The sequence below is a fragment of the Congregibacter sp. genome (assembly GCF_047617445.1).
In the GTDB taxonomy this organism is placed as follows: domain Bacteria; phylum Pseudomonadota; class Gammaproteobacteria; order Pseudomonadales; family Halieaceae; genus Congregibacter.
This window is the reverse complement of the sequence record NZ_JBLGBE010000032.1, coordinates 1-23,335: the sequence shown is the minus strand read 5'-3', so window position 1 is coordinate 23,335 and position 23,335 is coordinate 1. Positions and strand designations below refer to the sequence as shown.

Annotated in this window: 24 protein-coding genes, 1 tRNA gene and 1 pseudogene; 11 read left to right on the top strand and 15 right to left on the bottom strand. The window is 55.1% G+C overall.

Annotated features, from left to right (window positions below; genetic code table 11):
• Positions 1 to 137: 137 nt before the first annotated feature.
• From ACI9KD_RS09435 to ACI9KD_RS09400, 8 genes are all read left to right on the top strand, one after another.
• A complete protein-coding gene (locus tag ACI9KD_RS09435; protein WP_414980914.1) occupies positions 138 to 2,033 on the top strand; it encodes an adenine deaminase in 1,896 nt (631 codons plus the stop codon).
• Positions 2,033 to 3,184: a HupE/UreJ family protein gene (locus ACI9KD_RS09430; RefSeq protein ID WP_414980913.1), complete on the top strand. Its 1,152-nt coding sequence runs from the start codon at positions 2,033 to 2,035 to the stop codon at positions 3,182 to 3,184. Before ACI9KD_RS09435 ends, ACI9KD_RS09430 begins: the two co-directional genes overlap by 1 nt.
• Before the next feature lie 43 nt (positions 3,185 to 3,227).
• Positions 3,228 to 3,602 (top strand): nuclear transport factor 2 family protein, encoded by a 375-nt coding sequence (locus ACI9KD_RS09425; RefSeq protein WP_414980912.1) that lies wholly within the window; start codon positions 3,228 to 3,230, stop codon positions 3,600 to 3,602.
• 157 nt (positions 3,603 to 3,759) lie between these two features.
• A complete protein-coding gene (locus tag ACI9KD_RS09420) occupies positions 3,760 to 5,205 on the top strand; it encodes an aldehyde dehydrogenase family protein (RefSeq protein ID WP_414980911.1) in 1,446 nt (481 codons plus the stop codon).
• Between the two features lie 280 nt (positions 5,206 to 5,485).
• Complete coding sequence (locus tag ACI9KD_RS09415) at positions 5,486 to 6,469, top strand: oxidoreductase (RefSeq protein ID WP_414980910.1); 984 nt, start codon at positions 5,486 to 5,488, stop codon at positions 6,467 to 6,469.
• Complete coding sequence (locus ACI9KD_RS09410) at positions 6,466 to 7,692, top strand: amidohydrolase family protein (RefSeq protein WP_414980909.1); 1,227 nt, start codon at positions 6,466 to 6,468, stop codon at positions 7,690 to 7,692. The genes ACI9KD_RS09415 and ACI9KD_RS09410 overlap by 4 nt, the downstream gene beginning before the upstream one ends.
• A gap of 121 nt (positions 7,693 to 7,813) precedes the next feature.
• A complete protein-coding gene (locus ACI9KD_RS09405) occupies positions 7,814 to 8,746 on the top strand; it encodes a 3-keto-5-aminohexanoate cleavage protein (RefSeq protein ID WP_414980908.1) in 933 nt (310 codons plus the stop codon).
• A gap of 219 nt (positions 8,747 to 8,965) precedes the next feature.
• Positions 8,966 to 9,478 carry a DUF427 domain-containing protein gene (locus ACI9KD_RS09400; protein WP_414980907.1) on the top strand — a complete coding sequence of 171 codons (513 nt, stop codon included), beginning with the start codon at positions 8,966 to 8,968 and terminating at the stop codon, positions 9,476 to 9,478.
• Positions 9,479 to 9,497: 19 nt separating this feature from the next.
• Here the strand turns inward: ACI9KD_RS09400 and egtD are convergent, their stop codons facing one another.
• The 6 genes from egtD to ACI9KD_RS09370 all read right to left on the bottom strand — a co-directional run bounded on the left by egtD (position 9,498) and on the right by ACI9KD_RS09370 (position 15,277).
• The gene (gene egtD, locus ACI9KD_RS09395; protein WP_414980906.1) at positions 9,498 to 10,475 is read right to left on the bottom strand and encodes an L-histidine N(alpha)-methyltransferase; all 978 of its coding nucleotides are present in this window, start codon (positions 10,473 to 10,475) and stop codon (positions 9,498 to 9,500) included.
• Between the two features lie 30 nt (positions 10,476 to 10,505).
• Positions 10,506 to 11,756, bottom strand: a complete 1,251-nt coding sequence (gene egtB / locus ACI9KD_RS09390; protein WP_414980905.1) for an ergothioneine biosynthesis protein EgtB — start codon at positions 11,754 to 11,756, stop codon at positions 10,506 to 10,508.
• A complete protein-coding gene (locus tag ACI9KD_RS09385; RefSeq protein ID WP_414980904.1) occupies positions 11,746 to 12,261 on the bottom strand; it encodes a PhzF family phenazine biosynthesis protein in 516 nt (171 codons plus the stop codon). The genes egtB and ACI9KD_RS09385 overlap by 11 nt, the downstream gene beginning before the upstream one ends.
• Positions 12,262 to 12,664: 403 nt before the next feature.
• A complete protein-coding gene (locus ACI9KD_RS09380) occupies positions 12,665 to 13,900 on the bottom strand; it encodes a glycine betaine ABC transporter substrate-binding protein (protein ID WP_414980903.1) in 1,236 nt (411 codons plus the stop codon).
• Between the two features lie 58 nt (positions 13,901 to 13,958).
• The gene (locus ACI9KD_RS09375) at positions 13,959 to 14,567 is read right to left on the bottom strand and encodes an ATP-binding cassette domain-containing protein (RefSeq protein ID WP_414980922.1); all 609 of its coding nucleotides are present in this window, start codon (positions 14,565 to 14,567) and stop codon (positions 13,959 to 13,961) included.
• A 194-nt stretch (positions 14,568 to 14,761) separates the two neighbouring features.
• Positions 14,762 to 15,277 (bottom strand): outer membrane beta-barrel protein, encoded by a 516-nt coding sequence (locus ACI9KD_RS09370; RefSeq protein WP_414980902.1) that lies wholly within the window; start codon positions 15,275 to 15,277, stop codon positions 14,762 to 14,764.
• Positions 15,278 to 15,385: 108 nt separating this feature from the next.
• Here ACI9KD_RS09370 and ACI9KD_RS09365 point away from each other — a divergent pair, with 108 nt between their 5' ends.
• Positions 15,386 to 16,075: a DUF1272 domain-containing protein gene (locus ACI9KD_RS09365; protein ID WP_414980901.1), complete on the top strand. Its 690-nt coding sequence runs from the start codon at positions 15,386 to 15,388 to the stop codon at positions 16,073 to 16,075.
• Here ACI9KD_RS09365 and ppk2 read toward each other — a convergent pair.
• Genes ppk2 through ACI9KD_RS09350 form a run of 3 tightly spaced genes read right to left on the bottom strand, consistent with a single transcriptional unit; the run spans position 16,072 to position 17,512 of the window.
• Positions 16,072 to 16,851: a polyphosphate kinase 2 gene (ppk2, locus tag ACI9KD_RS09360; protein ID WP_414980900.1), complete on the bottom strand. Its 780-nt coding sequence runs from the start codon at positions 16,849 to 16,851 to the stop codon at positions 16,072 to 16,074. The two genes, ACI9KD_RS09365 and ppk2, sit on opposite strands and share 4 nt — an antisense overlap.
• Positions 16,852 to 16,887: 36 nt before the next feature.
• Positions 16,888 to 17,337, bottom strand: a complete 450-nt coding sequence (locus ACI9KD_RS09355) for a DUF302 domain-containing protein (protein WP_414980899.1) — start codon at positions 17,335 to 17,337, stop codon at positions 16,888 to 16,890.
• Positions 17,300 to 17,512 carry a hypothetical protein gene (locus tag ACI9KD_RS09350; protein WP_414980898.1) on the bottom strand — a complete coding sequence of 71 codons (213 nt, stop codon included), beginning with the start codon at positions 17,510 to 17,512 and terminating at the stop codon, positions 17,300 to 17,302. Before ACI9KD_RS09350 ends, ACI9KD_RS09355 begins: the two co-directional genes overlap by 38 nt.
• 417 nt (positions 17,513 to 17,929) lie before the next feature.
• Here ACI9KD_RS09350 and ACI9KD_RS09345 point away from each other — a divergent pair, with 417 nt between their 5' ends.
• Together ACI9KD_RS09345 and ACI9KD_RS09340 are read left to right on the top strand one after the other, a co-directional pair.
• On the top strand, positions 17,930 to 18,598 hold the full coding sequence (locus ACI9KD_RS09345; RefSeq protein WP_414980897.1) for a tetratricopeptide repeat protein: 669 nt from the start codon (positions 17,930 to 17,932) through the stop codon (positions 18,596 to 18,598).
• Between the two features lie 77 nt (positions 18,599 to 18,675).
• Positions 18,676 to 18,749 (top strand) — tRNA-Gly (locus ACI9KD_RS09340).
• Positions 18,750 to 18,814: 65 nt separating this feature from the next.
• Here ACI9KD_RS09340 and ACI9KD_RS09335 read toward each other — a convergent pair.
• From ACI9KD_RS09335 to ACI9KD_RS09310, 6 genes and pseudogenes are all read right to left on the bottom strand, one after another.
• Positions 18,815 to 19,321, bottom strand: coding sequence for a DUF6265 family protein (locus ACI9KD_RS09335; protein WP_414980896.1), 507 nt, complete (start codon positions 19,319 to 19,321; stop codon positions 18,815 to 18,817).
• A gap of 14 nt (positions 19,322 to 19,335) precedes the next feature.
• On the bottom strand, positions 19,336 to 21,279 hold the full coding sequence (locus ACI9KD_RS09330) for a DUF3604 domain-containing protein (protein ID WP_414980895.1): 1,944 nt from the start codon (positions 21,277 to 21,279) through the stop codon (positions 19,336 to 19,338).
• A 70-nt stretch (positions 21,280 to 21,349) separates the two neighbouring features.
• Positions 21,350 to 21,667 carry a phospholipase D-like domain-containing protein gene (locus ACI9KD_RS09325; RefSeq protein WP_414980894.1) on the bottom strand — a complete coding sequence of 106 codons (318 nt, stop codon included), beginning with the start codon at positions 21,665 to 21,667 and terminating at the stop codon, positions 21,350 to 21,352.
• A 23-nt stretch (positions 21,668 to 21,690) separates the two neighbouring features.
• Complete coding sequence (locus ACI9KD_RS09320) at positions 21,691 to 21,837, bottom strand: DUF3604 domain-containing protein (RefSeq protein WP_414980921.1); 147 nt, start codon at positions 21,835 to 21,837, stop codon at positions 21,691 to 21,693.
• A gap of 108 nt (positions 21,838 to 21,945) precedes the next feature.
• Positions 21,946 to 22,776, bottom strand: a pseudogene (locus ACI9KD_RS09315) (DUF3604 domain-containing protein); the annotation flags it as partial.
• 167 nt (positions 22,777 to 22,943) lie between these two features.
• A complete protein-coding gene (locus ACI9KD_RS09310; protein WP_414980893.1) occupies positions 22,944 to 23,051 on the bottom strand; it encodes a DUF3604 domain-containing protein in 108 nt (35 codons plus the stop codon).
• Positions 23,052 to 23,335 lie beyond the last annotated feature (284 nt).

Sequence of the window (23,335 nt, the reverse complement as noted above, 5' to 3'; positions counted from 1 at the left end):
ATCAACGCAAACAATAGCCTATCCGCCTGATTGACACTACAGCGTGTTTGCTAAAGGAATTGCACAGCCTCGACACGCACAACAAAACAGCTGGGCTATCATTGCTTGCGTTGAACCCCCTCATTGCGGAGAGCCCCATGCGAATTCTGTTCGTCACCTCGTTGTTAATCTGCGGTCAGGTTATGGCGCAATCCCTGCCGGGATTCCGTGAAGAACCCACCAAACTCTCCCCTGAAGTCGAAACCCGGCGCCAGTTACTGCAGGTTTCTCTGGGGCGCGCGCCCGCTGACTTGTTGCTGCATAACGTCACGCTATTAAACGTCTTCACTGGCAACTGGGAGCCCGCACAGGACATTGCCATTGCCGGCGACCGCATTGCCTGGGTGGGTAACAGTGGCAACTTCACGGGTAAGGCATTAGCCACGCGTGATGCGAGCGGTCTGTGGGCGGTGCCGGGCTTTGGTGAATCCCACAAGCATATTGAGAGCAGCTATCTGACACCAGAGTACGAAGCGGAACTGGTGGTTCCCTTTGGCAGCACTTGGACCGTAGAGGGCTCCCATGAGATCTCTAACGTCGTGGGTAAAAACAATGTGGACTATTGGCTTTACGCCGAAGACGCCGGCAGTCCTCTCAAAATCTTCCCTGCCGTAGGCTCCGCGACACCGCCTACTGTTTACGAATCTGGCGGCGGCTACTACGGCCATGACGAAATGGCGGCCTTTATGAAGCGCGACCTCCGGGTTGTGGGGCTCGGCGAAGTCATGGACTGGACCGCGGTAAGCGAACTGGACGCACCGGGTCACAAACGCATCTGGGGCATGATGCAGGCCACACGACAAAATCGCGGTGTGATCGAAGGTCACGGCGCAGGACTTGTGACCGCGGCCGAGATCAATGCCTTTGCCGCCGCAGGCCTGTCCTCGGATCATGAGGTACGTCTGCCCGAAGAAGGCCTGGAAAAGCTCCGCCGCGGCGTTTTTCTGGAAGTCAAAGTCCGCGCTATGCGGGACCTTTTCCCGCACCTTATAAAAGAAGGGCTTAGTGACTGGAGCAACATCTCGGTTACTACCGACGATCGCGATGTGCACACCACCACGCAGCTTGGCTCCATGGACTACAACATTCGCACGGCGATCAAGGCCGGTGTACCCACGACCATTGCCTATCAGTTGGGTAGTTACAACACGGCGCGGCATTTTCATATTGATCATCTGGTGGGCAGTATCGCCCCGGGACGCTTTGCCGATATCGTTCTCTTAACGGATCCGGATACCGTTGCCGTAGAGTCGGTGTATGCCAGCGGACGACTGGCCGCCCAGAACGGCAAGTACCTGTTAGATGTGCCCAAGATCGACTACCCCGCCTGGGCGACCAACACCATGAACGTGGGGCGTAAGCTGACGGCTGAAGACTTTGTCATGCCAGCGGCAAAGAATCGCGAGAGCATGGACATTGCCGTGCTCGAGCCCTTTTACTTTAAGCCCGAGCTACCGAAGGACACGCTGGCTGTCACCGAAGGTGAGCTGCGGGCAGATCCGGCGCGAGGTATCAGCAAAGTAGCCATGATCGATCGCTACCATGGCGATGCGGCCCTCTCCACCATGTTCTGGCGAAATGTGGGCCCCCTATCCCCGGGCTCAGCGCTGGCGAGCTCGCAATCGCATGATCTGCATAACATCTGGGCGCTGGGTAATGACGATACGGCGATGGCATTGGCCGCCAATACCGTTGCCCAGATGCAGGGCGGCTGGGCGCTGGTACACAACGGTGAGCTGGTCGCGACGGTGCGACTGGAAGTGGCAGGACTGGTCTCCCAGCGATCGGTAACCGAGGTGGGCGCAGAGGTTGAGGCGCTGTTTAATGCGGCCGATCAAATGGACTGGATTGGCAACCCGGGCTTACCCGAGCGTATGCGCTTTGCGTTCCTCACAGCCTCGCCCTGGAAATGGCAACTTGTAGCACCGTACAAGGGTAACCCCGGCGGACTCGTCAACATCACCACGGGCGAGACACACCCCGTCGCCTGGTGATGCGCGCCGGCCTACTCGTCGCGCTGCTGCTGATAGCGGTCGGCGCGAACGCCCACCTCCTCAATATGTCCAAATCATCGGTGAGCGTTGCCGATGACGGCGGCATCACAGTGGAGCTCGCCCTTGACCTTTTAGTGACCGCAGGGAGTCGGGAGACTTACTGGGCCTGGAGCCAGTACCGCGACCCCATCAACTCTCCCGATTTACAAGAAGCGCTGGCGCAACTCCCTGGCGCTGTCGCCCTTACGGCCGATGGCGAGCGCGTTCCGCTGAGGCTTAGTGAACTGCGATTCCCAGAGCTGTCCAAAGAGGAATTTCTCGACCCGCTGGGCTGGCCACGCACGGAGCTAGTGTTAGGCGGAAAGCTCCAATCAAAGACACGTCCGAGCACGCTGCAGATCACTTATCTGGACAGCTTCCGTTTTGAAGAACCCATCGTCAACACGCTCATCGATGAGCACAGCGGACGAAAGCAAACTCGCTGGCTGGTCACTGGTCAGCGCTCTCCGGCTTTCAAGCTAGATAGCGCCATTACAGCCGCTGCAGGAGTACCAAACGCAGCTGCCACATCAAGCACGGCAATCGACTCCGCAGAGGCTAGAGCCGTTTTTGCAGATCTGTCACTTGCGGGCTTTCGACATATCTTTCCCGACGGGATAGATCACCTGCTGTTTGTGGCCGCCCTGTTTTTTGGTTCAGCGTCCCTGGCCGGGCTCGTGGGCATCATTACGCTGTTTACCCTCGCCCACTCCCTGAGTCTGGGCATCACCGCCTTAGGATGGTTCAGCGCGCCCGCAACCCTGGTAGAGCCCCTGATTCTGCTGAGCATTGCCTGGATCGCGACGACGAATCTTTTGAGCAAAACACAGTCACACAGTAGCTACCTGCTGGTGCTGCTCTTTGGACTTGTTCATGGGCTGGGCTTTGCCTCCGCCCTGCAGGACATCGGCCTACCTGCCGATTTTCTGCTCACCGGACTGCTTGCCTTTAACCTCGGTGTAGAGGTGGCACAGCTCGCATTTCTATTTATGCTGGGTGCACTGAGCTTCGCCGTGATGCGACTCTTGCCCGGCAGTACCCAGTGGAAACGAGGAGGCTCAATGATAATCATAACGGCTACACTGGTTATCGCCGGCATCCGGTTTTTCTAGCTCCACGCCAGCACCCAGATAAGTCCTGTAAACAGAGGCTATTATGGACAATACAGACATCTGCAAAGCACTCTTTGACGCTTTTACCACAGGCGACGAGGACCGCGTACGTTCGCTCTGCGCACCCGAGATAAAGGCATGGCAGAACAACAATCCACCGATGGATCTGGATACGCTACTGGGATTCTCACACGCAGTTCTTGAGGTCGTAAAGGACTTTCGCTACGAAGAGGTGAGACGTTCGGCGACCGCAACGGGATTCGTCGAGGAGCACAGAGTCCGAGGCACACTCCCTGATTACAGTAAACTAGATCTGGCGGTGTGCGTCGTAGCTGACATTCGCGATGGCAAGATTTACAGCCTGCGTGAATACCTCGACACGTCGGCGGCGACGGAGCTGAGAGCGGCGCTGAGTTGAATCTCACAGGGCAGCTACAAACCTCGGGTCTAAAAAGGCCCACTGCTGGATGGGTAGCGTAGGATCGCCACTAACATTCAGCAGTTGGTAGCTCTGTTGCCAACGGCAAATACCCGGGGGCAGGGTTAAATCAAAAAATAAAAGGGAACACATCTCAATGGCACAACATGACGAACTCAAAATTGCACAGTTAGAGCAGGTTTTTGCCGCTCAAAAAAACGCGCACAAACGACACCCGTATTCCTCTGTGGAGCAGCGACTCGATCAGCTGCAGCGCATTCCAGGCATGATTATGGCTAACGCAAAGAAAATTGCCGAGGCACTCAACAGCGACTACGGGCAGCATTCGGCACTCACGGCCTACATGTTCGATGGGCTCAACGTCGCGGCTCGCGCACAATATGTTATTGAGGCGCTCCCGGCCTGGATGGCCCGGGAGCAACGGCCGCTCAACCCCGATGTCTATGGAAGCTCCCGGGCGTACATTGAGTATCAGGCAAAGGGGGTTGTGGGAAACATGCCGGCATGGAACTTCCCTGTGGATCTCAGCGTCGGACCCTTGTGTGAAATGCTGGCGGCCGGCAACCGGGTCATCATCAAGCCATCTGAGCAAACGCCTGCGGTGGGTGAAGTCCTGGCCGAGATGCTTGCAGCGAACTTTGCTCCCGAGGAGGTAACGGTCGTCAATGGCGGCATCGATCTCGCCCGTCACTTCAGTACCCTTTGTTGGGACCACCTGCTTTACACCGGCAACACGGCTATCGGTCGAGAAGTGATGATTAATGCAGCACAAAACCTTGTCCCCGTGACCCTGGAACTCGGCGGCAAAAATCCCACGGTATTCACTGATGATGCCGTCACCCAAGAGAACGTCGAGAGCATGCTTGGCATTAAGCTGACAAAGAATGGACAGCTGTGTATCACTGTTGATCATTGCTATGTCCCATCCGCACAGCTCGATCATTTTGTCCAACTGGTATCCCAATTTATCGCCGCAAAGACCGGCGACTACACGCGCAGCACACTCAACTGCGCAGTGATTAATTCACGCCAGTTCGACCGCTTACAGCGATATGTGGATGAAGCGAAAGCAGCTCATCCAGAAAGCGTCATTGAGCTGGGTTCGCCCGCAGAACGCGGCGAAGGCAGCAATCCCTGCCGAATGCCCTTTACCCTGGTGATCAACCCGGCTCCAGGCTCAATGCTCGATCAACACGAAGTGTTTGGCCCCGTGCTTCCGGTGCTTACCTATGAGCAATTTGATCAAGTAGAACAACGGATTCAGGATGGGGAGCGGCCCTTGGGTGTGTATATCTATTCCAAGCAGGCAGCATTGATCGAGCGCTTACAGCGCAATACGACTTCAGGTGGATTCGTAGCCAACGGCGTCGCGCTCCAAGGTGCACAGGAAAACCTGGGCTTTGGCGGTAGCGGCAAAAGCGGCATGGGCCGTCACCATGGAATTGAAGGATTTCGCGAGTTTTCCAACCCACGCGGCTGTGTTGAGGTTGCCGATGATGCGAATCTCACACCGCTGATGTCTCCACATGACACACAGACCCGCCAGTTTGTGAGCGTCGCCAGTGGGGGGCTGTTGGATTAACAGCCAGTAATTGCATCGACACGGAGCGAGTGTTCGGCGTAGATACGTTTGTTTAGCAATGCGGAGTGTAGCAATGAGATACCTGCTGACACGTACTACAGGCCCGACACCAGCGGCGACAAGCGCTGGGCTCATGAAAACGCCCATCTCCTCAACATGCTTCATTCATCCAATACACTCGCTCGTCTGCCAAAGATGTAATAAAAGCCCATCAACAGAATTCGACGCTGTTATTCTTATCCCATAAGAACAAGCCTAGCACCCTCAGGAGACAGCGAGCATGAGCACAGCGCAAACACCTATCAATTCAGCTTTCAACAAAGACAGCACGGCTATACATGTCATCGCGGGCATCGACCTTACAGGCAAGCTAGCGGTGGTCACCGGCGGCTACTCGGGTCTGGGATTGGAGACCACCCGCGCTCTGGCATCCGCCGGCGCCTCGGTACTTGTGCCGGCACGGCGCCCGGAACATGCCCGCGCCGAGCTGGAAGCGCTGGCAGATTTACCCGGCAGCATCGAGGTCGATGCACTGGATCTGGGAGACATGGCATCAGTAAAGGATTTTGCGCAGCGCTTTATCGACAGCGGCAAGAGCATCGACATTCTGATCAACAACGCCGCGATTATGGCCTGCCCCGAAACGCGACTGGCCAATGACTGGGAAGCTCAGTTCGCCACCAACCATCTGGGACATTTTGCAATGACAGTGCTGCTCTACCCGGCCCTTGCGGCGAACGGCGGGGCTCGTGTGGTATCGCTTTCATCCACTGGGCACAAACTCTCGCCGATTCGCTGGGACGATCTGATGTTCACCCGAGACGACTACAACAAGTGGATTGCCTACGGTCAGGCCAAGACGGCCAACAGCCTGTTTGCCGTAGAACTTGATGCCCGGGGCCAAGGTGACAGTGTTCGCGCCTTTGCTGTACACCCCGGCGGCATCATGACGCCGCTGCAACGCCACTTGCCTAAAGAAGAAATGATTGCGATGGGCTGGATCGACGAAGCGGGCACGGTTAACGCTATCTTCAAGAATCCTGAGCAAGGGGCCGCGACAACCCTATGGGCAGCCACTGCCCCGGGTTTGGAAGGCCTCGGGGGTGTTTACTGTGAAGACTGCAACATCGCCAACAGCACCGTAGTGGGCAGCGATACCGCCCGCTATACAGGCGTTGATGCTCATGCAGTGGATGCCGAAGAAGCGCGTAAAATCTGGACCTTGTCTGAGCTGCTCACCGGGATTACGGCACTGTCTTCATGAAGGCAGGCCTCTCCCGACGCCAGCTCCTGGGTGCCGCCACCGGGGGTATTGCTGCTGTGAGCCTGCCCGGATGCAGTGACGATCCCGCCCCGGGACGCTACACCCAGGCTGATATCGACCAGCTCGCGACGCAACAACGGGACGAGGCTGCCAACAAAGGGAAGGGACCCTACGGCGAGCAACGTTATGCGGGTTATCGCGGCTTAGCCTCTCTACCCTGGTTTGAACTTGGCGATGCTGGAGAGTTGATATGCATTGATGACAGCCTCCCGGGAATTGTCGATGTGCATGCGCATCTGGGAATGTCGATACTCTTCAAGCCGGAGTTGGACCTGCAGGCGGCAACGCCCCGGGTTCGCCATTTACTGGACTGTGATGGAACTACGCCGCCGAGCGAACTGGACCTGGATATCTATATCAACGGGAATTTCTCAGAAGACGCGCTTAGCAAGAACGAAAGAGTCCTCACCACGCAGGGGTTGTGGGGCAACGATGTCGTTCGCAGCCACACGATCCCCAACCTCATCGCGGAAATGGACGCGATGCGAGTACAGCACTCCCTTGTGCTACCCATCAAGCTAGGCCTGCCGTTTGGCGACGACCTCACGGAACAATGGCGAGCAGCAATAGCTACTGCAGAGATAAGCGACCGCTTGATGACCGGTTGCTCAGTACATCCAGAAGACCCTGATCGCGTGGAGCAACTCAAGCGGTACGCGGCGACCGGCGCCCGCGTCGTTAAACTGCATCCAACCGTACAGCGCTTCTATCCTGACGACCCAAGCATGCTGCCTCTCTACGAAGAGGCCCAGCGATTGGGCATGGTGATCTTCTTCCACGGAGGTCGTGCGGGCATTGAACCTGAGTCAAGTCAGCGCTATGCGGTGCCCCGGCATTACGCGGGCGTTTTGCAGAACTTCCCGAGACTGCAGGTTATTTTGGGCCACGCGGGCGCCCGGGACAGCGCAGGCATGTTGGAATTGGCGCTTGCACATCAAAACGCCTGGCTGGGTATTCATGGACAGGGAATCACAAGCTTGGAAACCATCATCGCCAAAACCGGCGGAGAGCGACTGCTCTTTGGTACGGACTGGCCCTGGTACCACTTGGGTGCAACTTTGGCGAAAGTCCTGCTGTGTACGGACAGCTCCGACCGCGTGGCCGTCAGAAATGCGATTCTTCGCGACAACGCAATGACTTTGCTTCCGCAGTTAGCGGGCTAGACCGCCCCAAAGAGTGGCTACCATTTGATCGGCTATCATGCTCAAAAAGCTAAACTAGACATTAACCGCGGGGCCGACCATCCGCGAAGCACAGGCCGCCTAATCTCGGCAAGGAAGACCTATGTCATCAGCATCTGCTGCGGGTAAACCGCTGATTATCGAAGCATCCCTCAATGGTGCTGCCAGCAAAGTCCTCAACCCCAACGTACCCTACAGTGACGATGAAATCGTGGCAGACGCCGTCGCCTGTATGGAGGCCGGTGCAGCGTTGATTCACAACCATACCGATGAGCCCATCATTGGCGGTAGTGGCGAATTAGAGACCGAGCGCTATGCAAGGCCCTGGCGCAGGCTGTTGAAAATTCGACCGGACGCGATTTTAACGCCCACTATGCCCGTGGGTCAGGATGGCGTAAGCGTAGAGACCCGTTACAAGCATGTCGAAGAGATGGCGGCCGAAGGCTTGTTAGCGCAGGGGCTGGTCGATCCCGGGACCTTCAACTTATCGCTCCTCGACGAGGACGGCCTGTTTGCTCCAAGCAATTATCTCTATCGCAATGACATGAGCGACTCGCGGTACTACGTGGAAGCCTGCAGGCGCCTAAACATCGGGCTGAGCATCTCGATCTTCGAGCCCAGCTTTCTCAAATTCGTCCTCGCCTATCATCGTGCGGGCAAACTCCCCCCCGGCAGCATGGTCAAACTCTACTTTGCCTCAGACGAGTTACCCTTTGGATTACCGCCAACTGCTGCAAGTCTGGACGCTTATCTAGGCATGCTCGGTGATTGGGATGTGCCTTGGTTGGTATCCAGCTTTGGAGCGGACTGCGTGGGCTGCGGCCTGGCAGAAGCTGCGATAAAACGCGGCGGTCATGTGCAGGTAGGACTAGAACCCTATAGCGGCAACCGAGCACCCACCAATGTAGAGTTGGTCGAGGAAGTCGTGGAACTAGCCGCGCACTATGAGCGCCCGATTGCGACGCCAGCAGATGCCGCGACAATACTCAATCTGCCAAGTTTTCCTGTGGCATTCACGCGCGTAAACGCGTCTTAAGTCAGGCGCTTCATGAACTCCATCCCCCTGATCTCTGTCGCCCTCCTATTACATGCATGGGATGTCCTCGCCGACTTGAAGTTTCCAGTGGTGTGTTCAACGACTGTGCTGCTCTGTTTGTGGCCCTACCAGGCATTTGTGCGCAAGGGGAGAATCGGCGAGATACTCAACGGAAGGCGCAACGAATCGGTACCGTGGAAATCCCGCTAGAATAAAGCTATGTGGAAACATACCGGAAAAAAACGCCCTGACTTTGCCGTCGCCCCCGGACCTGAGCAAGAATCAGTGTGGGACTATCCCCGTCCGCCAATACTGGTCCCGACAGACGAGTTAGTCGTTGTCACTCACGCCGGGGCTAGCGTTGCGAGCACCCGGAGCGCACTTCGAGTGCTGGAAACTGCGAGCCCGCCAAGCTATTACATTCCCGAGGGTGATATCGATTGGAGCCAACTCCGCAAGATCCCCAATCACAGCTTTTGCGAGTGGAAGGGACAGGCCAGCTACTTTGCTCTAGCGGATGATCCTCAGGGTCAGGCCGTAGCCTGGCTATACGCTAATCCATCATTAAGCTTTGCTCCAATCGACCGGCACACTTCTTTTTATCCGGCACGGCTTGAGTGCTTAGTTAACGGTGAGCGCGTGCAACCCCAAGCCGGTGAGTTTTATGGCGGCTGGATCACGAATCGCTTGGTCGGTCCATTTAAGGGAGAGCCGGGAACCGGTCATTGGTAAAACGTACAGCGCGCGACAATCAGCCAGCGCTGCGTAAATAGTGGACGCTGAAAAGCGCCTCTTCATCCTGCCAAGATTCTATGACGTCCAGTCCCGCCGACTTCGCTAGTGCGGTGAAGTCGGCGGGACTGTATTTGTAGGAACACTCCGTATGAATCGTCTCCCCCCCAACGAAGTCAATAGTCATCCCCCCACAGCTCACCTGCTGGTCTACATCGCTAACGAGATGCATTTCGATACGCCGTAAGTCTTCGTTGTAAAATGCGCGATGACTAAAAGCGCTTTCATCAAAATTAGCGTTCAATAAGGCATTCAGTCGCCGCAGCACATTCAGATTGAATTCTGCGGTCACGCCGGCGCTGTCGTTGTAGGCTGCGTGCAATCGATCCGAAGACTTGTGAGTATCGACACCGATCAAGATGCCCCCTTCACTGCCAGCCACCGTCGCTACCGTGCGCAAGAACGTCTGCGCCAGCGTCGGATCCAAATTACCGATAGTCGACCCGGGGTAGAACACTACGCGCCGAGCCGAAGGCAATTCGTTCAAAAAATTCCAGCCCGCATTAAAATCTGCGCAGACCGCGAAGACATCCAGCCAGGGATACTCTTCACCCAATGTCTCGGCGGACAAGCGAAGAAAATCAGCCGAGATATCAACGGGCACGTAGACGGCTGGACGCAGCGCATCCAACAAAATACGCACCTTTTCGCTAGAGCCGCTTCCGGGCTCGATAAACACGCTCTCATCGCCACAGATACGGGCGATGGATTCTCGGTTTTGCTTGAGAATCATGCTCTCCGTGCGTGTCGGGTAGTACTCCGGTAAACGTGTGATCTTGTCAAAAAGCTCAGAGCCTCTCTGATCGTAAAACCACTTAGGATTCACGCTCTTTTGCGATAACTGAAGCCCGGCAAGAATCTCCGCGCGACCGTCGCCCAGGTCAGGGTGCTCATCCCGAAAGCTGACACGACTGATACTGCCCAAGGATTTATTCATGTCTGTAGAGGTCCCCTCAAAATGATTGATTTATCTCGCAAGACGGATGCCGCTGAACTGCCAACGATCTTGCGGGTAGAAAAAGTTGCGGTACGTCGGTCGCGCCTGACTGCGGGGGGTTACGCAGGAGCCGCCGCGGAGCACCCACTGGTTACTCATGAATTTGCCGTTGTACTCCCCAATAGCCCCCGCCGAAGCTGCGAATCCGGGATAGGGGCTATAAGCGGTTTGTGTCCACTGCCAACAACCGCCGTATATCTGCCCCAGGTCGCTTCCCTTTGCGGGCTGTGGGTGACAAAGCTCGGAGGGAAAAGCACCGCTATTAGACTCACCTGCCTCGGTTTGCATGGCCATGTGCTCCCACTCCGCCTCGGTGGGCAAACGTGCATCGGCCCAACGTGCATAGGCCTCCGCTTCGTAACCACTGACGTGACAGACCGGCGTAGTCGCAGCTCTCTTCTTTAAGCCGTCCAGAGTAAATTCCAACGCCACCCCTTCTCGCTCAACCCAATGCAAAGGGCTATCCCACTGTTCTCGCTGTACGGTGGCCCAACCATCCGCCAACCACAGCTCTGGACGTGCATATCCACCATCATCAACAAAGGCCTGGTAATCCGCATTAGTGACCAGTCTGTTCGCTATGTCAAAAGACTCGAGGTAGACCCTGTGGCGAGGCAGTTCATTGTCAAAACAAAAGTCATCGCCGGCATACCCAATCTCAATAAGCCCGCCTTCAAACGCCGTCCAATCCAAGGCCAGGGGCACTTCGCTTGCCGAAGAAGTCCCAAAGCGATAGCTGGGATACAGCGGATTTGCTCCCAGGGAGTACTTCAGATCAGTAAAGAACAACTCCTGATGCTGACGCTCATGCTCAATACCCAAAACTGTTCGGGCGAGAATCATTTCGTGATCGGCATCCAAGGCGTTCCTATCAAGAAGCAGCAACATGGCGCGATCTACGTGTTCTCGATATGCCAGGACCTCACTAAGCAGCGGCCGCGATAATAAGCCGCGTTGCCCCCGGGGGTACTGCGCCCCAATGCCATTGTAGTAGGAGTTAAACAGCACCTCGTACAAGGGCTCCAAAGATTGATACTCCGGCACGAATTGCTTCAGCAAAAATGTCTCAAAAAACCATGTGGTATGTGCGAGGTGCCACTTGGGTGGACTCGCAAACTCAGCAGCCTGTAAGCCATAGTCTTCGACTTCAAGGGGCTCACAGATAGTTAGGAACCGTTGTCGAGTGGCAATAAATCTGTCACGAATAGCTTCAACTATCATGCGCATCTCTCGTTGTACCACTCAAAACTTTTCCGCCTACCCAAGTGAGTTCACCGCTGACACGGCTTCGTAGCTCACCCCCATAGCTCGAACACTGTTGCGCTAGAAGCTGGTCGCTCAAATCACGGTTCAGCCAATAGGTCGCCAAAACGCGCATAGCTGAGCCCGTCGCCGTGTCTTCAGGGACGCCGTGCTGAGGCGCGAAATAGCGCAGTTGCACGTCTGCTGATGCGGACCTCGTGTCCCGACAGGTCACAATAAGTGCACGCTTCGTTCTACGACCTAGGGCATAGGTCGGTATCGGTAGCGTGTGCAGATCAAAACCTTCAGGCCACTCCAGCACCAGGTACCCCTCATCATCACCCGCCTCGGCGGCACGCCAGGGTGGTACCGGAAAAAACTCATTTATCCAGTGCGGCACGCGACAGGCTGCACAGCTAATGGAAGGAAGACCGATCCAAAATCTATCACCGTCAGCATGAAACGCCGCCCGCAGGCCGTTCATTTCGAGTTGGCTTACCGCCTGATCCTGAGCAAACCAAGCGGCACCGCAGCACAGCAAACCGTGACCACAAAGTCGAATCTCAGTGTCTGCAGGAGACCAGCACCGCACGGCGCAGACATCATCATTGATGCGCCAACTCTGGCACTGTGTGTGTAAACCCGGAGGTGGTGACCCTGTAGGTGACTCTCGGAGCAAGCTTACCTGGCAGGGGTTACCTCGAATGACATCCCCGCAGAGGCCACCGCCGCCAGCGAATGCATAAAAGATCGAGCTTTGGAGTTCTGGATCGATAAACGTACTTTCTTTTTGTAGACGATTTTTACTGGCTATGTCTTATTCGCGACATTTATCGCAAAGGCAGACCAAAAATCCTAACAGCTTTTGCCGCGCAGAACATAACCGACTAGCCAACGCGCAAATGCGCCGGTACAAAACGGCGCTCCAGCAAGCCAAATGCAAGCTCTGTAGCTATCGCAAGGCAGGCTGCAGGTATGACGCCCTCGAGAATAAGACGGTGATTATTCAAAGTGAGCCCTGTAATAATCGGCTCTCCAAGCCTACCCGCTCCCACAAAAGCCGCCAGGGTCGCTGTGCCAATGCTGATGATTGCCGCCGTTTTTATCCCCGCGAATATTGCTGTGGTTTGCCCCAAACCCAGTACGGGAATCAGTAAAGCAAGGAGTGCCAGCGCCGGTATGGTCTGAAACAAACTCGCCAGATACTGCAAAGTACCTGCAATACGGGGTAATCGTGAAAGGAGCAGGACCAGTGGTATTGCCACAAGGCATCCCAGGCCCACGGCGACAGCTGTCAGCTTGAGATAAACGGCCGTGTTGTACGCGATGCGACTTTCACTGCCCGACGGGCGCTGTCGATTACGAACCAAGCCCTTGTCGCGCAGAAACGCGAACGCCACCAAAGCCGGTGACTGACCATCGGTGGTGACCCTCCGGTTGAGCGCGCGCATCGTCGGCTCATCGATGAGTCCCTCCAGTTCGCTAAGCAAATTTCTCACGGCGGGCGGCAGGTCCTGCCGTATCAGATAACCCGCGTCATAGGCCGGAAAGAGCTTAAGGTCATCACCAAGCAACCGAAGTCTGTAGAGATCAAGGTCACCATCGGTTGTATAGGCATCGGCAACATCCAGCTGCCTGGCATCCAGTGCCCGATACGCCAAGGCATGCTCGATGCCTTTGGGCTGCTGAGGGAGACCATAGCGGCGCTGCAGCTCCGGCCAGCCATCGCCCCGGTTGAGAAACTCGTGGGAAAGACCCACATCCAGGTCAGGGTGCTCTGTCAGATCCGATATCTGAACAATACCGCGGGCTTTTGCGAGATCCTCGGGCATGGCTATGGCATAGCTATTGTCAAAACCGAGGCGCAGATAGAACTCCAAACCATCCGTCGCTAACGCGGGTTCTAGACCCTCTGCATTCATCGCCGGGTCGTCAAAGACAGCTCCGGTCAGCGTGCCGGTGTACTCAGGATAGGTATCCAGCTCACCCTGAACCAGGGCCTCATAGCTAATCAGCGTGCCACCCAAGCCAATTTTGCGCTCCACAATCTGGTCATGGGCTTCTAGATACTGCGCCGCGATCTCGGCAAGTACGTGGCTTTCGCTAAAAGTCGTGGAACCCACAACAATCGATGGCTGTGCAAGAGCCTGTGTCGCAGAAACATACCGAGGATCAACTGTTTCACGGCATTACCTTAGGCATAAGAGACTGCAGTAATGCCTCGGGCTCAAGATCAGGTTGCTGCGCGCGCAAGGTTGCTGTGGCTTCGTTCACTCGAACTTTACCTTTATCCATTACAACGATTTGCTGGGCCAGCAACATGGCCTCACGCATGTCATGCGTCACCAGCACAAGGGTGACAGGCTCGGCCACAAGTAGCTGCTGCAACTGTTGGTGGATATCAAAACGGGGGATGGGGTCAATCGCCGCGAAGGGCTCGTCAAGCAGCAACACCTCTGGACGAGGCATCATCGCCCGGCACAAGCCAACCCGTTGCTGCTGCCCTCCGCTGAGCTCATGGGGGTGCCGCTGCAAGAGCGTCTCATCCAAGTGCATTAGCCGAAGCAACTCAGCCATGCGCGTTGTCAGTTGCGGCTCCGACCATCCACAGACCTGAGCGCCAATAGAGATATTGTCAGCGGCGCTTAGATGCGGAAATAGCCCAGTGCCCTGAACGGCATAGCCCATGCGCTGACGAATCTCAGCTAAGCGCTGATAATCCAGCGGCTCGCCAAATGCGCGAACTTCACCGCCGTCGGGTCTCAATAGGCCATTGCACAACTTAAGAATCGTGGACTTGCCTCAGCCGCTGGCGCCAACGACAGCGGTCACGCGTCCCTGAGCAAACTCCAGACTGATGCTGTCGAGCACCGTTTGTCCGCCAAAACGCTTGCTCACTGCAGACAGTTCAAGAATTCCCACTAGACGGTCCCAGCCAGCACAGTCAACCCGACAACCCGACAACCCGACAACAATAATCCGACTCAGAAAAAGTCGAAACGAATGCCCACGCCAACCATCCGGGAGTCAATCTGGTTATCGAACTGAAGATACTCCGCGTAAATATCGACGGTGTCGAAAAAGTCCAAGGCGACCCCCGCACCGATAAACGTCTCTGTATCATCATCAGTACGAGGCATATCAGCAAAGCGTGTTTTTACTTCTACCGCTGCCAATCCAGCTTTCGCGTAGATCTCAAAGAACGGCCCCAGGGGTACATACGCCACACCGGCAAAAGTCAGTGCACTGGCGTCTACGGAGTAACTCACTTCGTCGAGGCTTCTAGACCAGGATCCGAGATCGTAATAGCCGACCTCTGCGGACAACATCAGCACGTTACTGTCCAGGAACTGATAACCCACAAAACCGGCGGGAGTAATGTCATCTTCATCCCCGGCAGCGATTTCGACATCCGTAAAGTACGCTCCAGCACCCACGTATAAAGAATCGGCTTGAACCGCTACTGAAGGAGTCAGGTACAGGGCCAAGCAAAGGGCCATTGCACGACCTGCGAACCGAGATGCGGACGTGACTTTCGCTTGATATAACAAGAAACTGTCTCCAGCTAGAAGAGTTAACCAATTATAGGCGAAGCAACCATCCTGGAAATGGAAAAAGCCCGGGAGCAATGCCACATGAGCCTAAATTCCAGTGATGAGGCTTACATTTGCTCCTATGTATGTACTTTCTGCCCCGACTGCACTCACGGCTTCAATGCTATTGCCGCAATTGCGGCGCAGAGCTTTTACGTCGTCCGCGGCGAGAACCCGGGGGAAGCATCTCTCCAGACTCTGGATATAAGATGCATCGACAGTCCCGCCGTACTACTCTTAACGAGTGATAGCTGCACAAAAGGCCAAGGCATGTCCCTCTCAAAACCCCTAAACCTGCTACCAGGCGCTTTACTTGCTCTGAGCCTGGTCATGACAATTGAGGCCAACGCTGACCAACTCATCATTGATGTAGTGGGTATAGACCACTTCGGCGGCACAATGATGGTGGCGGTGTTTGACTCTGCATCCGCTTGGAAAAACGGAAAAAACCCCATTAGTGTCGGCAAGGACAGTGTGTCGGGACCCTCGGTAAGACTGCTGTTTCCGAATCTCGCGCCGGGCACCTATGCTGTGAAGCTTTACCACGATGAAGACAATAACGGAAAACTCGACAGCAATATGCTGGGCATTCCCAGTGAGAGCTATGGCTTCAGCAACAATCCCCGGGGTCTGGGAGAGCCTGACTTTGAAGAGGCCCGGTTTATCGTAGACGGCGACACGAACATTGAAATCAGGCTGAACTAAGCGTAGTTGTCTTTTACCCAACGTCGACCGGCGATACTGGCATGATCGTCGTAGGCGTTCGTTTTATCCCGCCGTGGCAACTCTATGGTCGGGCGAGCCTCTGACTCATAAGGAACTTGCGCCAAAAAGTGGCGGATCAAATTGAGCCGTGCTCGACGTTTATCGTCGGCGTTCACAATGTGCCAAGGTGCGTGCTCAGTATCTGTTGCTTCAAACATCTCATCGCGAGCGCGGGAGTATTCGTACCAAAGCTCTCGTGACGGTAAATCCGTAGGCGAGAGTTTCCACTGCTTCACAGGATCATCGATACGATCCCGAAAACGTCGCTCCTGCTTCTCTGCGCTGACCTCTAGCCAGTACTTCAAGAAAATCACACCGCTCTCTACGATCATGCTTTTTTCAAAGTTTGAGCAGTCCGTTAGAAAACGTTGTGACTGCTTCTCGGTACAAAAACCCATGACTCGCTCTACGCCAGCCCGGTTATACCAACTTCGATCGAATACTACGATTTCACCGGCTGCAGGAAAGTGATTGATGTAGCGCTGCAGGTAAATCTGGCTCCTCTCCCGGTCCGAAGGTTTTGGCAGGGCTACCACCCGGAAAACGCGAGGGCTCACGCGCTCAGTAAGCGCACGAATACAACCACCCTTTCCGGCGGCATCACGCCCTTCAAAAACCACAATCACTCGCTGCTCTGTGGCTTTCACCCACTCCTGTAGAGCAACCAGTTCTGCCTGCAGCTCTCTCAGATCTTCTTCGTAGTGCTTGCGTTTCATACGCCACAGCTCCTAATGCGTGTGCGGTAAGGCCGTTCAGAACACCTCTTTCTGCAAAGCCTCATTAAAGGTCTTTTCGAGTCGGAAGTTGATGACCCGCAGCGCCAAAGACTTGCTAACGCCCTGGCGATCCGCCAAGGCCAGAAGCTCATTGAACGACAGGTAAGTTGTACCCTCGGCATCTTGCCAGACCAGCGACTTCTGGCAAAAAGCATCAAGGCCCAGGGTCGGCGAAGACCCCATCGCCTTGCCTCCGGGGGCCGGCCCTCCAAACAAAATCATGTAGGAGCTCGGAATCGTAAGTTCAAACGCCTGAGCATTGGCCTGAAAATCCACCGTCCCAAAATGCACTGTATCGCCCTGTGCGTCGATAGCCGCATTGACTCGCTGGAGTGTCTCGTCAAACCCAAAAGGACTCTCGATGGTAATAATGCCATCGGGCTGCATCTCATCGTTTGCGAATGATCGCAGCGTCCCTGTCGACATCACTCACTTCATGCAGATCGGCCGGCCTCTCCACGTTCCGCTTCATCTGTTCCGCAAAGCCGTCAATTACAACGTAGCGTTCTGGTTCAACAACGGTTTCGCCGCCACAAGCCGATAAAACCGCTGTGATCCCCAGCGATAGAAGGACCAAAGCCCCACGTTGGACCTTAAACATTATATCGATAACTTCCCTGGATTTATTCTAAAAACCGCCCGTACTCAAGTACTGATCGGTCATCGGCACATGATCCATGATCACCTACCACTGGCCCTGCGTTTGCTGTGCCACAGTCTAACTGATGAAAGCAACGTACTCATGATAGGAACACACGACGGCGAGCAGCGGCCAGTAAGCTCAAAGGAGGCTTGGATATTCCTTCAACTCGTCTACAATCGCAGACACCGTACCCCCGGATAGTGATTCCGGTGGCCCCTCTCTTATAAGCGATGCAGGCGACCCCGACCCCAGATGGCAAAGTGCCCGCAATGTTTAAGCCCCAGTGTGCGCAAATCGCGCAAGCAACCTAAGGGTAAAACCGGGAAGAGCCGACTCTATTTCGCGTATCGCTGTAATCAGTGCGGCACGCGCTTTGTGGCCGCAGATACAACGCTCATTGGCAGTCTGGCGGTCCTGAGTTTCCTCAGCTTTCTACTTGTGGCCAGCATCACCTGGATCGCCTTTGGTAGCTTTGCCGAGGATGAATTGCTGCTGCAAAAGACGCGAGACCGGGCTTTCGACGCCGAGCAATCTCTCGCTTCGGGCTATCCTGCGGTCGCTGCCGGCAACGAGCTGGATGCCGAGTCCAGCGATGGCAGTCCTTTGGCTCAATATCGACTGGCGATGCAGTATTTTAGCCAGTATGACCACACGGGTGATCCTGCGGATCTGCGCAAGGCCCATAGCTTACTTCTCAAATCCGCGGCGAAAGGACATTCTAAAGCACAGGCGGAACTAGGAAACTCCTACTTGGCCGGTCGAGGGGTAGTGCAGGATTTTCCCCTCGCGGCAGACTGGTATCAAAAAGCGGCCCAGAGTGGCGTGCCGGAAGCCATGTACGAGCTCGGTAAAATGGCCAAATCCGGCTGGGGAATGGAGCAGAGCCTTGTCGAGGCTTATGTATGGCTGAACCTGGCAAGTGCCCGCGGCGATATGCGCGCCCGTAATTTGCGCAGCCAACTCATCAGCCAGTTAACCAATGAAGAACTGATGGAAGCGCAGCGTCGATCGCGGGAACTGAATCAAAGTATTCCGCAAAGTTGACTGTTCAGGTCATCCAGGGGCGGATTAAGGATAAGCCAACACGCAGCCTGTGCTGTAGACTTCGGTGTGAAAACTAAGCGGGTGTAGTTCAAAGGCAGAACGGCAGCTTCCCAAGCTGCATATGGGAGTTCGATTCTCCTCACCCGCTCCATACGCAATCGCCGCAACAGCAGGCTCAAGCTCTCAAGCCAAGTATCGCCAATAAAACCGTCCCGGCTACTCGTCTATTGTTCGGCAACGCTGTTGTTTAAAGGACAGTTTTCTATCGCCATTGGTCGTTGAGATAACGGCTGTCAGCTGTGAGTCGTTTAGCTCGTAAGAAATTAGCTGAGGGTAATCATGCGCGGGATTTTCAAAGACGACGCGCTTATCCCCCAGCTCTCGCACTAAAAAGGTAGCCGGGTTCTGACCGGAGGGATGAGCGGTGAACGTCAACGTGCCACCAACCTCTCGAATGTAAAGCAGCTCATAGAAAGCGATATCCGCGTTTTCTACCGATGCGCTAAAGCCCAGCAGTGTGCCATCCGGGTTCTTTACCCAGACTTCCTTACTGTAACTCTCAAAAGACTCCCAGCAGCCTACCAGCCAATCAACATTGGCTGCGCGAGCGTATGTGGGGCAGAGGAACAGTACGCACAGAAACAGGAAACGTGCCTCTAGAGGCGCGCAAAAAAATACTCGAAGACGCCCAAAAACCGAGCGCCTCCTAACGAGACCTTTCATCTAGGCCTCTCGAGTTAGGGCGTGTACCAAATAGGTGATGTGTACGCACGCTCCTGGTGTACCAGCTCCACATGAGCTGGAATATTCGCGCCCAAGCGCACCTTGTCATACAAGACCCAACGTGGAGTGGGTATTTCGAGAACCCGGACATAATAGAATGCACTTTCGTTCGCATCAAAATCCGGGTCTTCCCACACTGTGAGCAGCTCCGATGCGCCGATGGTGTTCGTCCAGTTGGCGGCCTCGAGGTCCACGGTGTTTCCAACAGCGGGAAGCTTACCGTTCTCATCCAGTTCGCGCTCATCAGACCAAACGACGTCGTAGACTTTTTCCTGAAGTCGTCCGCGCTTATCCATCCAGCCTTTCACAACTTGTATGCGGTCAAGGTTTGCACCGATGGGGTCTCTAAGGGCGTAGACCATAAATGTCGGCGACTTGCCCTCAGGGGCAGTATGCAAATCGCCTCCCATGGGAACGCCCTTCTCGTAGCCAACGAAAGCCGGCTGTCGACTCCGTATATCGTCGCCATCAAATTCCCAACCACCAAAGAAACGCACGGCCATACGTGATCCCGTGGTCGCATAAGTTTCTTTGCGCTCCATGGCATCAAACAAAGCCTTGCGCGTGTTTTCGGTCGCCCAAATCCCCTGATAGCCAGAAGCAAGTAGTGCATCTCCCTCAAAGGCTCCCAGAGCAGACTTTACGAAGGGGTGAGACACTCGAGTCGCGGAGGGCTCGACACTCACAGACTTTCCAAAGAAGTTGTCTTCTTCTGCCGTAGTGAGTGATGTGTGAGAATCTGTCGCCCCAACCATGCCGAACTTGTAAGGGTTGGTGCCGAACTTCTTCTCAAGGGCAAAACCCTGCTTGAGAGCCTCTCGCGCATACTCTCGCGACAACATGTCTGGCTCTTTGAGCTCAGAAATATCGAGGTTCCCCACGTCCCAGGTGCCGTAATCAGCAAACTCGTCATCCGGTGATAATGCCGGATGGGCCTCTCCGTCACCTTTGATTTGCGTCACTTCGTAGAGTGGCTCCCACTTGGCCCGCAGCATCACATATTCCTTATTAACCCTGCCGCCCGCATAGGTTTTATCGACGGGAAACATCCAGCCGTTTGAGAGATTGCCGTTGTGCGCTATTGCCAGCGCCCTCCCGCCGGTTTTACTTTCGTAGTCTTCAAGCCACTGGTAGAGATCCAGGGGGTCCGTGCTGCCCGCCGGAGGCAAGGTTGTCATGGGAACCACCTGTGACGCGCGATCGCCGTTGTCGCGCAAAATCACGTTCCTGTGCAGATTAAAACCCTTGGGGACCGAGGTCCATTCAAAACCAATGAATGCGGTAAACCGACCCGGCTCGTTGTAGCTGTCGGCCTTCTCGACTATGTCCTGCCAAAGATTGTCGTAAACCTCAGATCCCGGACTGTACTGCTCCAGCAGTTCTGTGGGGATGGTTCCCTGAGCAAAGTTACCAATGAGGTCAAAAGCCGCGTCTGCGGCTGCCTGCCCCCCTTTTTGAAACCCCTCTGCCCACTCGCGACCTTTTGGAACAGCAAGAACATTCGGCGCGCCGCGCTGGATATCCGTAGCGACGCCCATCATGTCTGAGTGATCTGTGATCACCAAAAAGTCCAAGGGACGACTCAACTTAACCGGCTGCCCTGTCGACGAGAGCACCTGCTCACCTCGAGCAAGACGATAAGCCGTATCGTGACCCGTGGTATTGCCAAACAATCCCGCGTCAAGCGACAAGCCTGTGTGTAGGTGCGTCTCTCCCCAGTACACCTGGCTAGGGAACGCACGGTTCGCCCAGGGTGAATAGACCTTACCCGGGTAAAGCTCACTGATCTTCCCGGCGGGTACCGTGCCGCCGTCATGCTGTGCAGATACCGGTGCTTGACCGATAAGTAAACTCGCGAAAACACTCGCTATGCCGTAAAGCTTATAGTTCTTATTCATGACTTCTCCCTACAACAAATCACGTTTATGTTTACAAGTATGCGCCACTCAAGACATGACGAACAAATACTTACATCTGCCCCTCAATGGGCAAATGCGCGAAAAACCAATCCTTTAGCCGCTGTATATACGACGACGCCGGTTGCTCCGACAGCGTTTTATCCTCGGAAACCCACACAACGCTTCCACTATCATCCATCTGCAAGCTCCAGGCATTGACCTGAATCAAGTCCGGCTCAACACTCTCGCGAATTTGCGCGTTGAGCTCTTCACCGCTCACCAGCAAGCCGACCTCGGCATTGATCCTCATCGATCGGGGATCGAGATTGGCATTCCCGACAAATACTCGGTCATGATGAATGACCAACACCTTGGCGTGCAGTGCCAAATCGGAAAACTCCAGGCCCTCTCCTAAACCGTCGCAGGCACATCCAACAAGGGCTGCTTGAGGCGCGCTGCATCGTAGGTCGTCCATCGCGGTGTTGGTATCTCTAAGGTTCGCGTGTAATAAAGCGCGGGCAGTGTTGGATCAAAGTCCGGATCGATCCAACTCGCCATCAACTCCACGGCACCTGTGGAGTTCTCATAGGTAGCGGCTTCGAGGCCAGTCAGGGTCGAACCCATAGGCTGGCCGTGGGCATAGCCATTTTCTAGCATCATCCGGGGATCACTGGATAGGTCAGGCAAGTCCGTGCCCCCAAAAAACCGTGGCTTGATACGCGGACCGGAGCTTACAAAGGTTTCCCGAGCACGAAGCGCGTCATAGATAGCCCTGCGCGTGCTCTCAACTGCATACCCTCCGGTAACAGAACCCGGACTCGAGTCCTTGGCCAAAATCCATCCAGGAATAGCCGCGTTCCGCCGGCGCTCTATTGTGCCTTCGGCAGCACCGTGACTACCGACATAATTGTCCTCAACGACATCACCAGGTGTGCCGTTATGGCTGTCGGTGCCGCCAACAAATCCCAGCTTGTACGGGTTCGCAGCAATACTTTGCTCGTAGCGAAGCCCCTCGATGACCGCCGCGCGAACAAAGTTCTGCTTTTTAAAGCTGCGCTTATTGTAGATTTCAACGCTGTCTGCATTCTCAAAATCAGCAAACTCATCTGCCGGGCAAAACTTTCTGTGAACTTCTGAGTTGCCCTTTATCTGCACCATCTCAGTCAATGGCTCAAAGTGACTGCGCGTACGGGCATACTCGCTATCAATAGGGGTCCCGTCATTATCGATGGGCGCAAACATAAAGCCTGTACTGGCATTAGAGTTATGCGGGATCGCCATCAGGGACGAGCCTTGCTGCTCCTGCTCGCGCATTCAAAGCCACAGCTTCTCTTCATCAGGCGAGTCTATTGATGAGAACGGCATACTCGGCACCGTTTCATCCTTAAAAATGACATTGCGATGCATGTTGCCGCCCTGGGTGACGGCAGACCATTCAAAGGCTATCAAGGTTGTGAAACTTCCCGGGGCATAGTGATCGTTCGCCGCATCAATCATCAACTGCCACGCACTCTGAACAGCAACATCCCGGGGTAAAACGTCGTGTACTTAGGTAGACCGCCTCGAGCATTAGCTACGACTTCGCGAAGAAACCAGGCCTCTTGCTCATCATAGAAACTGAGGCCTCTTAGCTCTTCGAGCTTCGCGTTGTCGTAACCCGGCGTTCATTTGACCTTCGTCGCCTGCATCTCTGCGAGGTACTCCGCGTGATCAGTCACCGCCGCAAAGTCCAATGGGCGCCCAATATTGTGAGCTCGCCCGTTCACTGTCATGGACTCACCTTTTGCAAACCGATAGGCCATCGAGGCGTGAGCGGAGTTCCTCCGATGTAGGCGTCCAATGAGTAGGAGGTCTGTAAATGCGGTTCACCAAAATACGCCTGTTTCCACCACATTGCCTACACACAGGGCTTGGATTCGGCAAGAGTTTCGCCCGCAGAAAACAGATAAAAGATAAAAGATAAAAGATCAGGCAAAGGAATTTGAATCTGCGATCGCCAGCGTCGCATTTATAGTCACCGATAGTGAAGGCAATGTTCTCAAGGAGCATTCAGGGA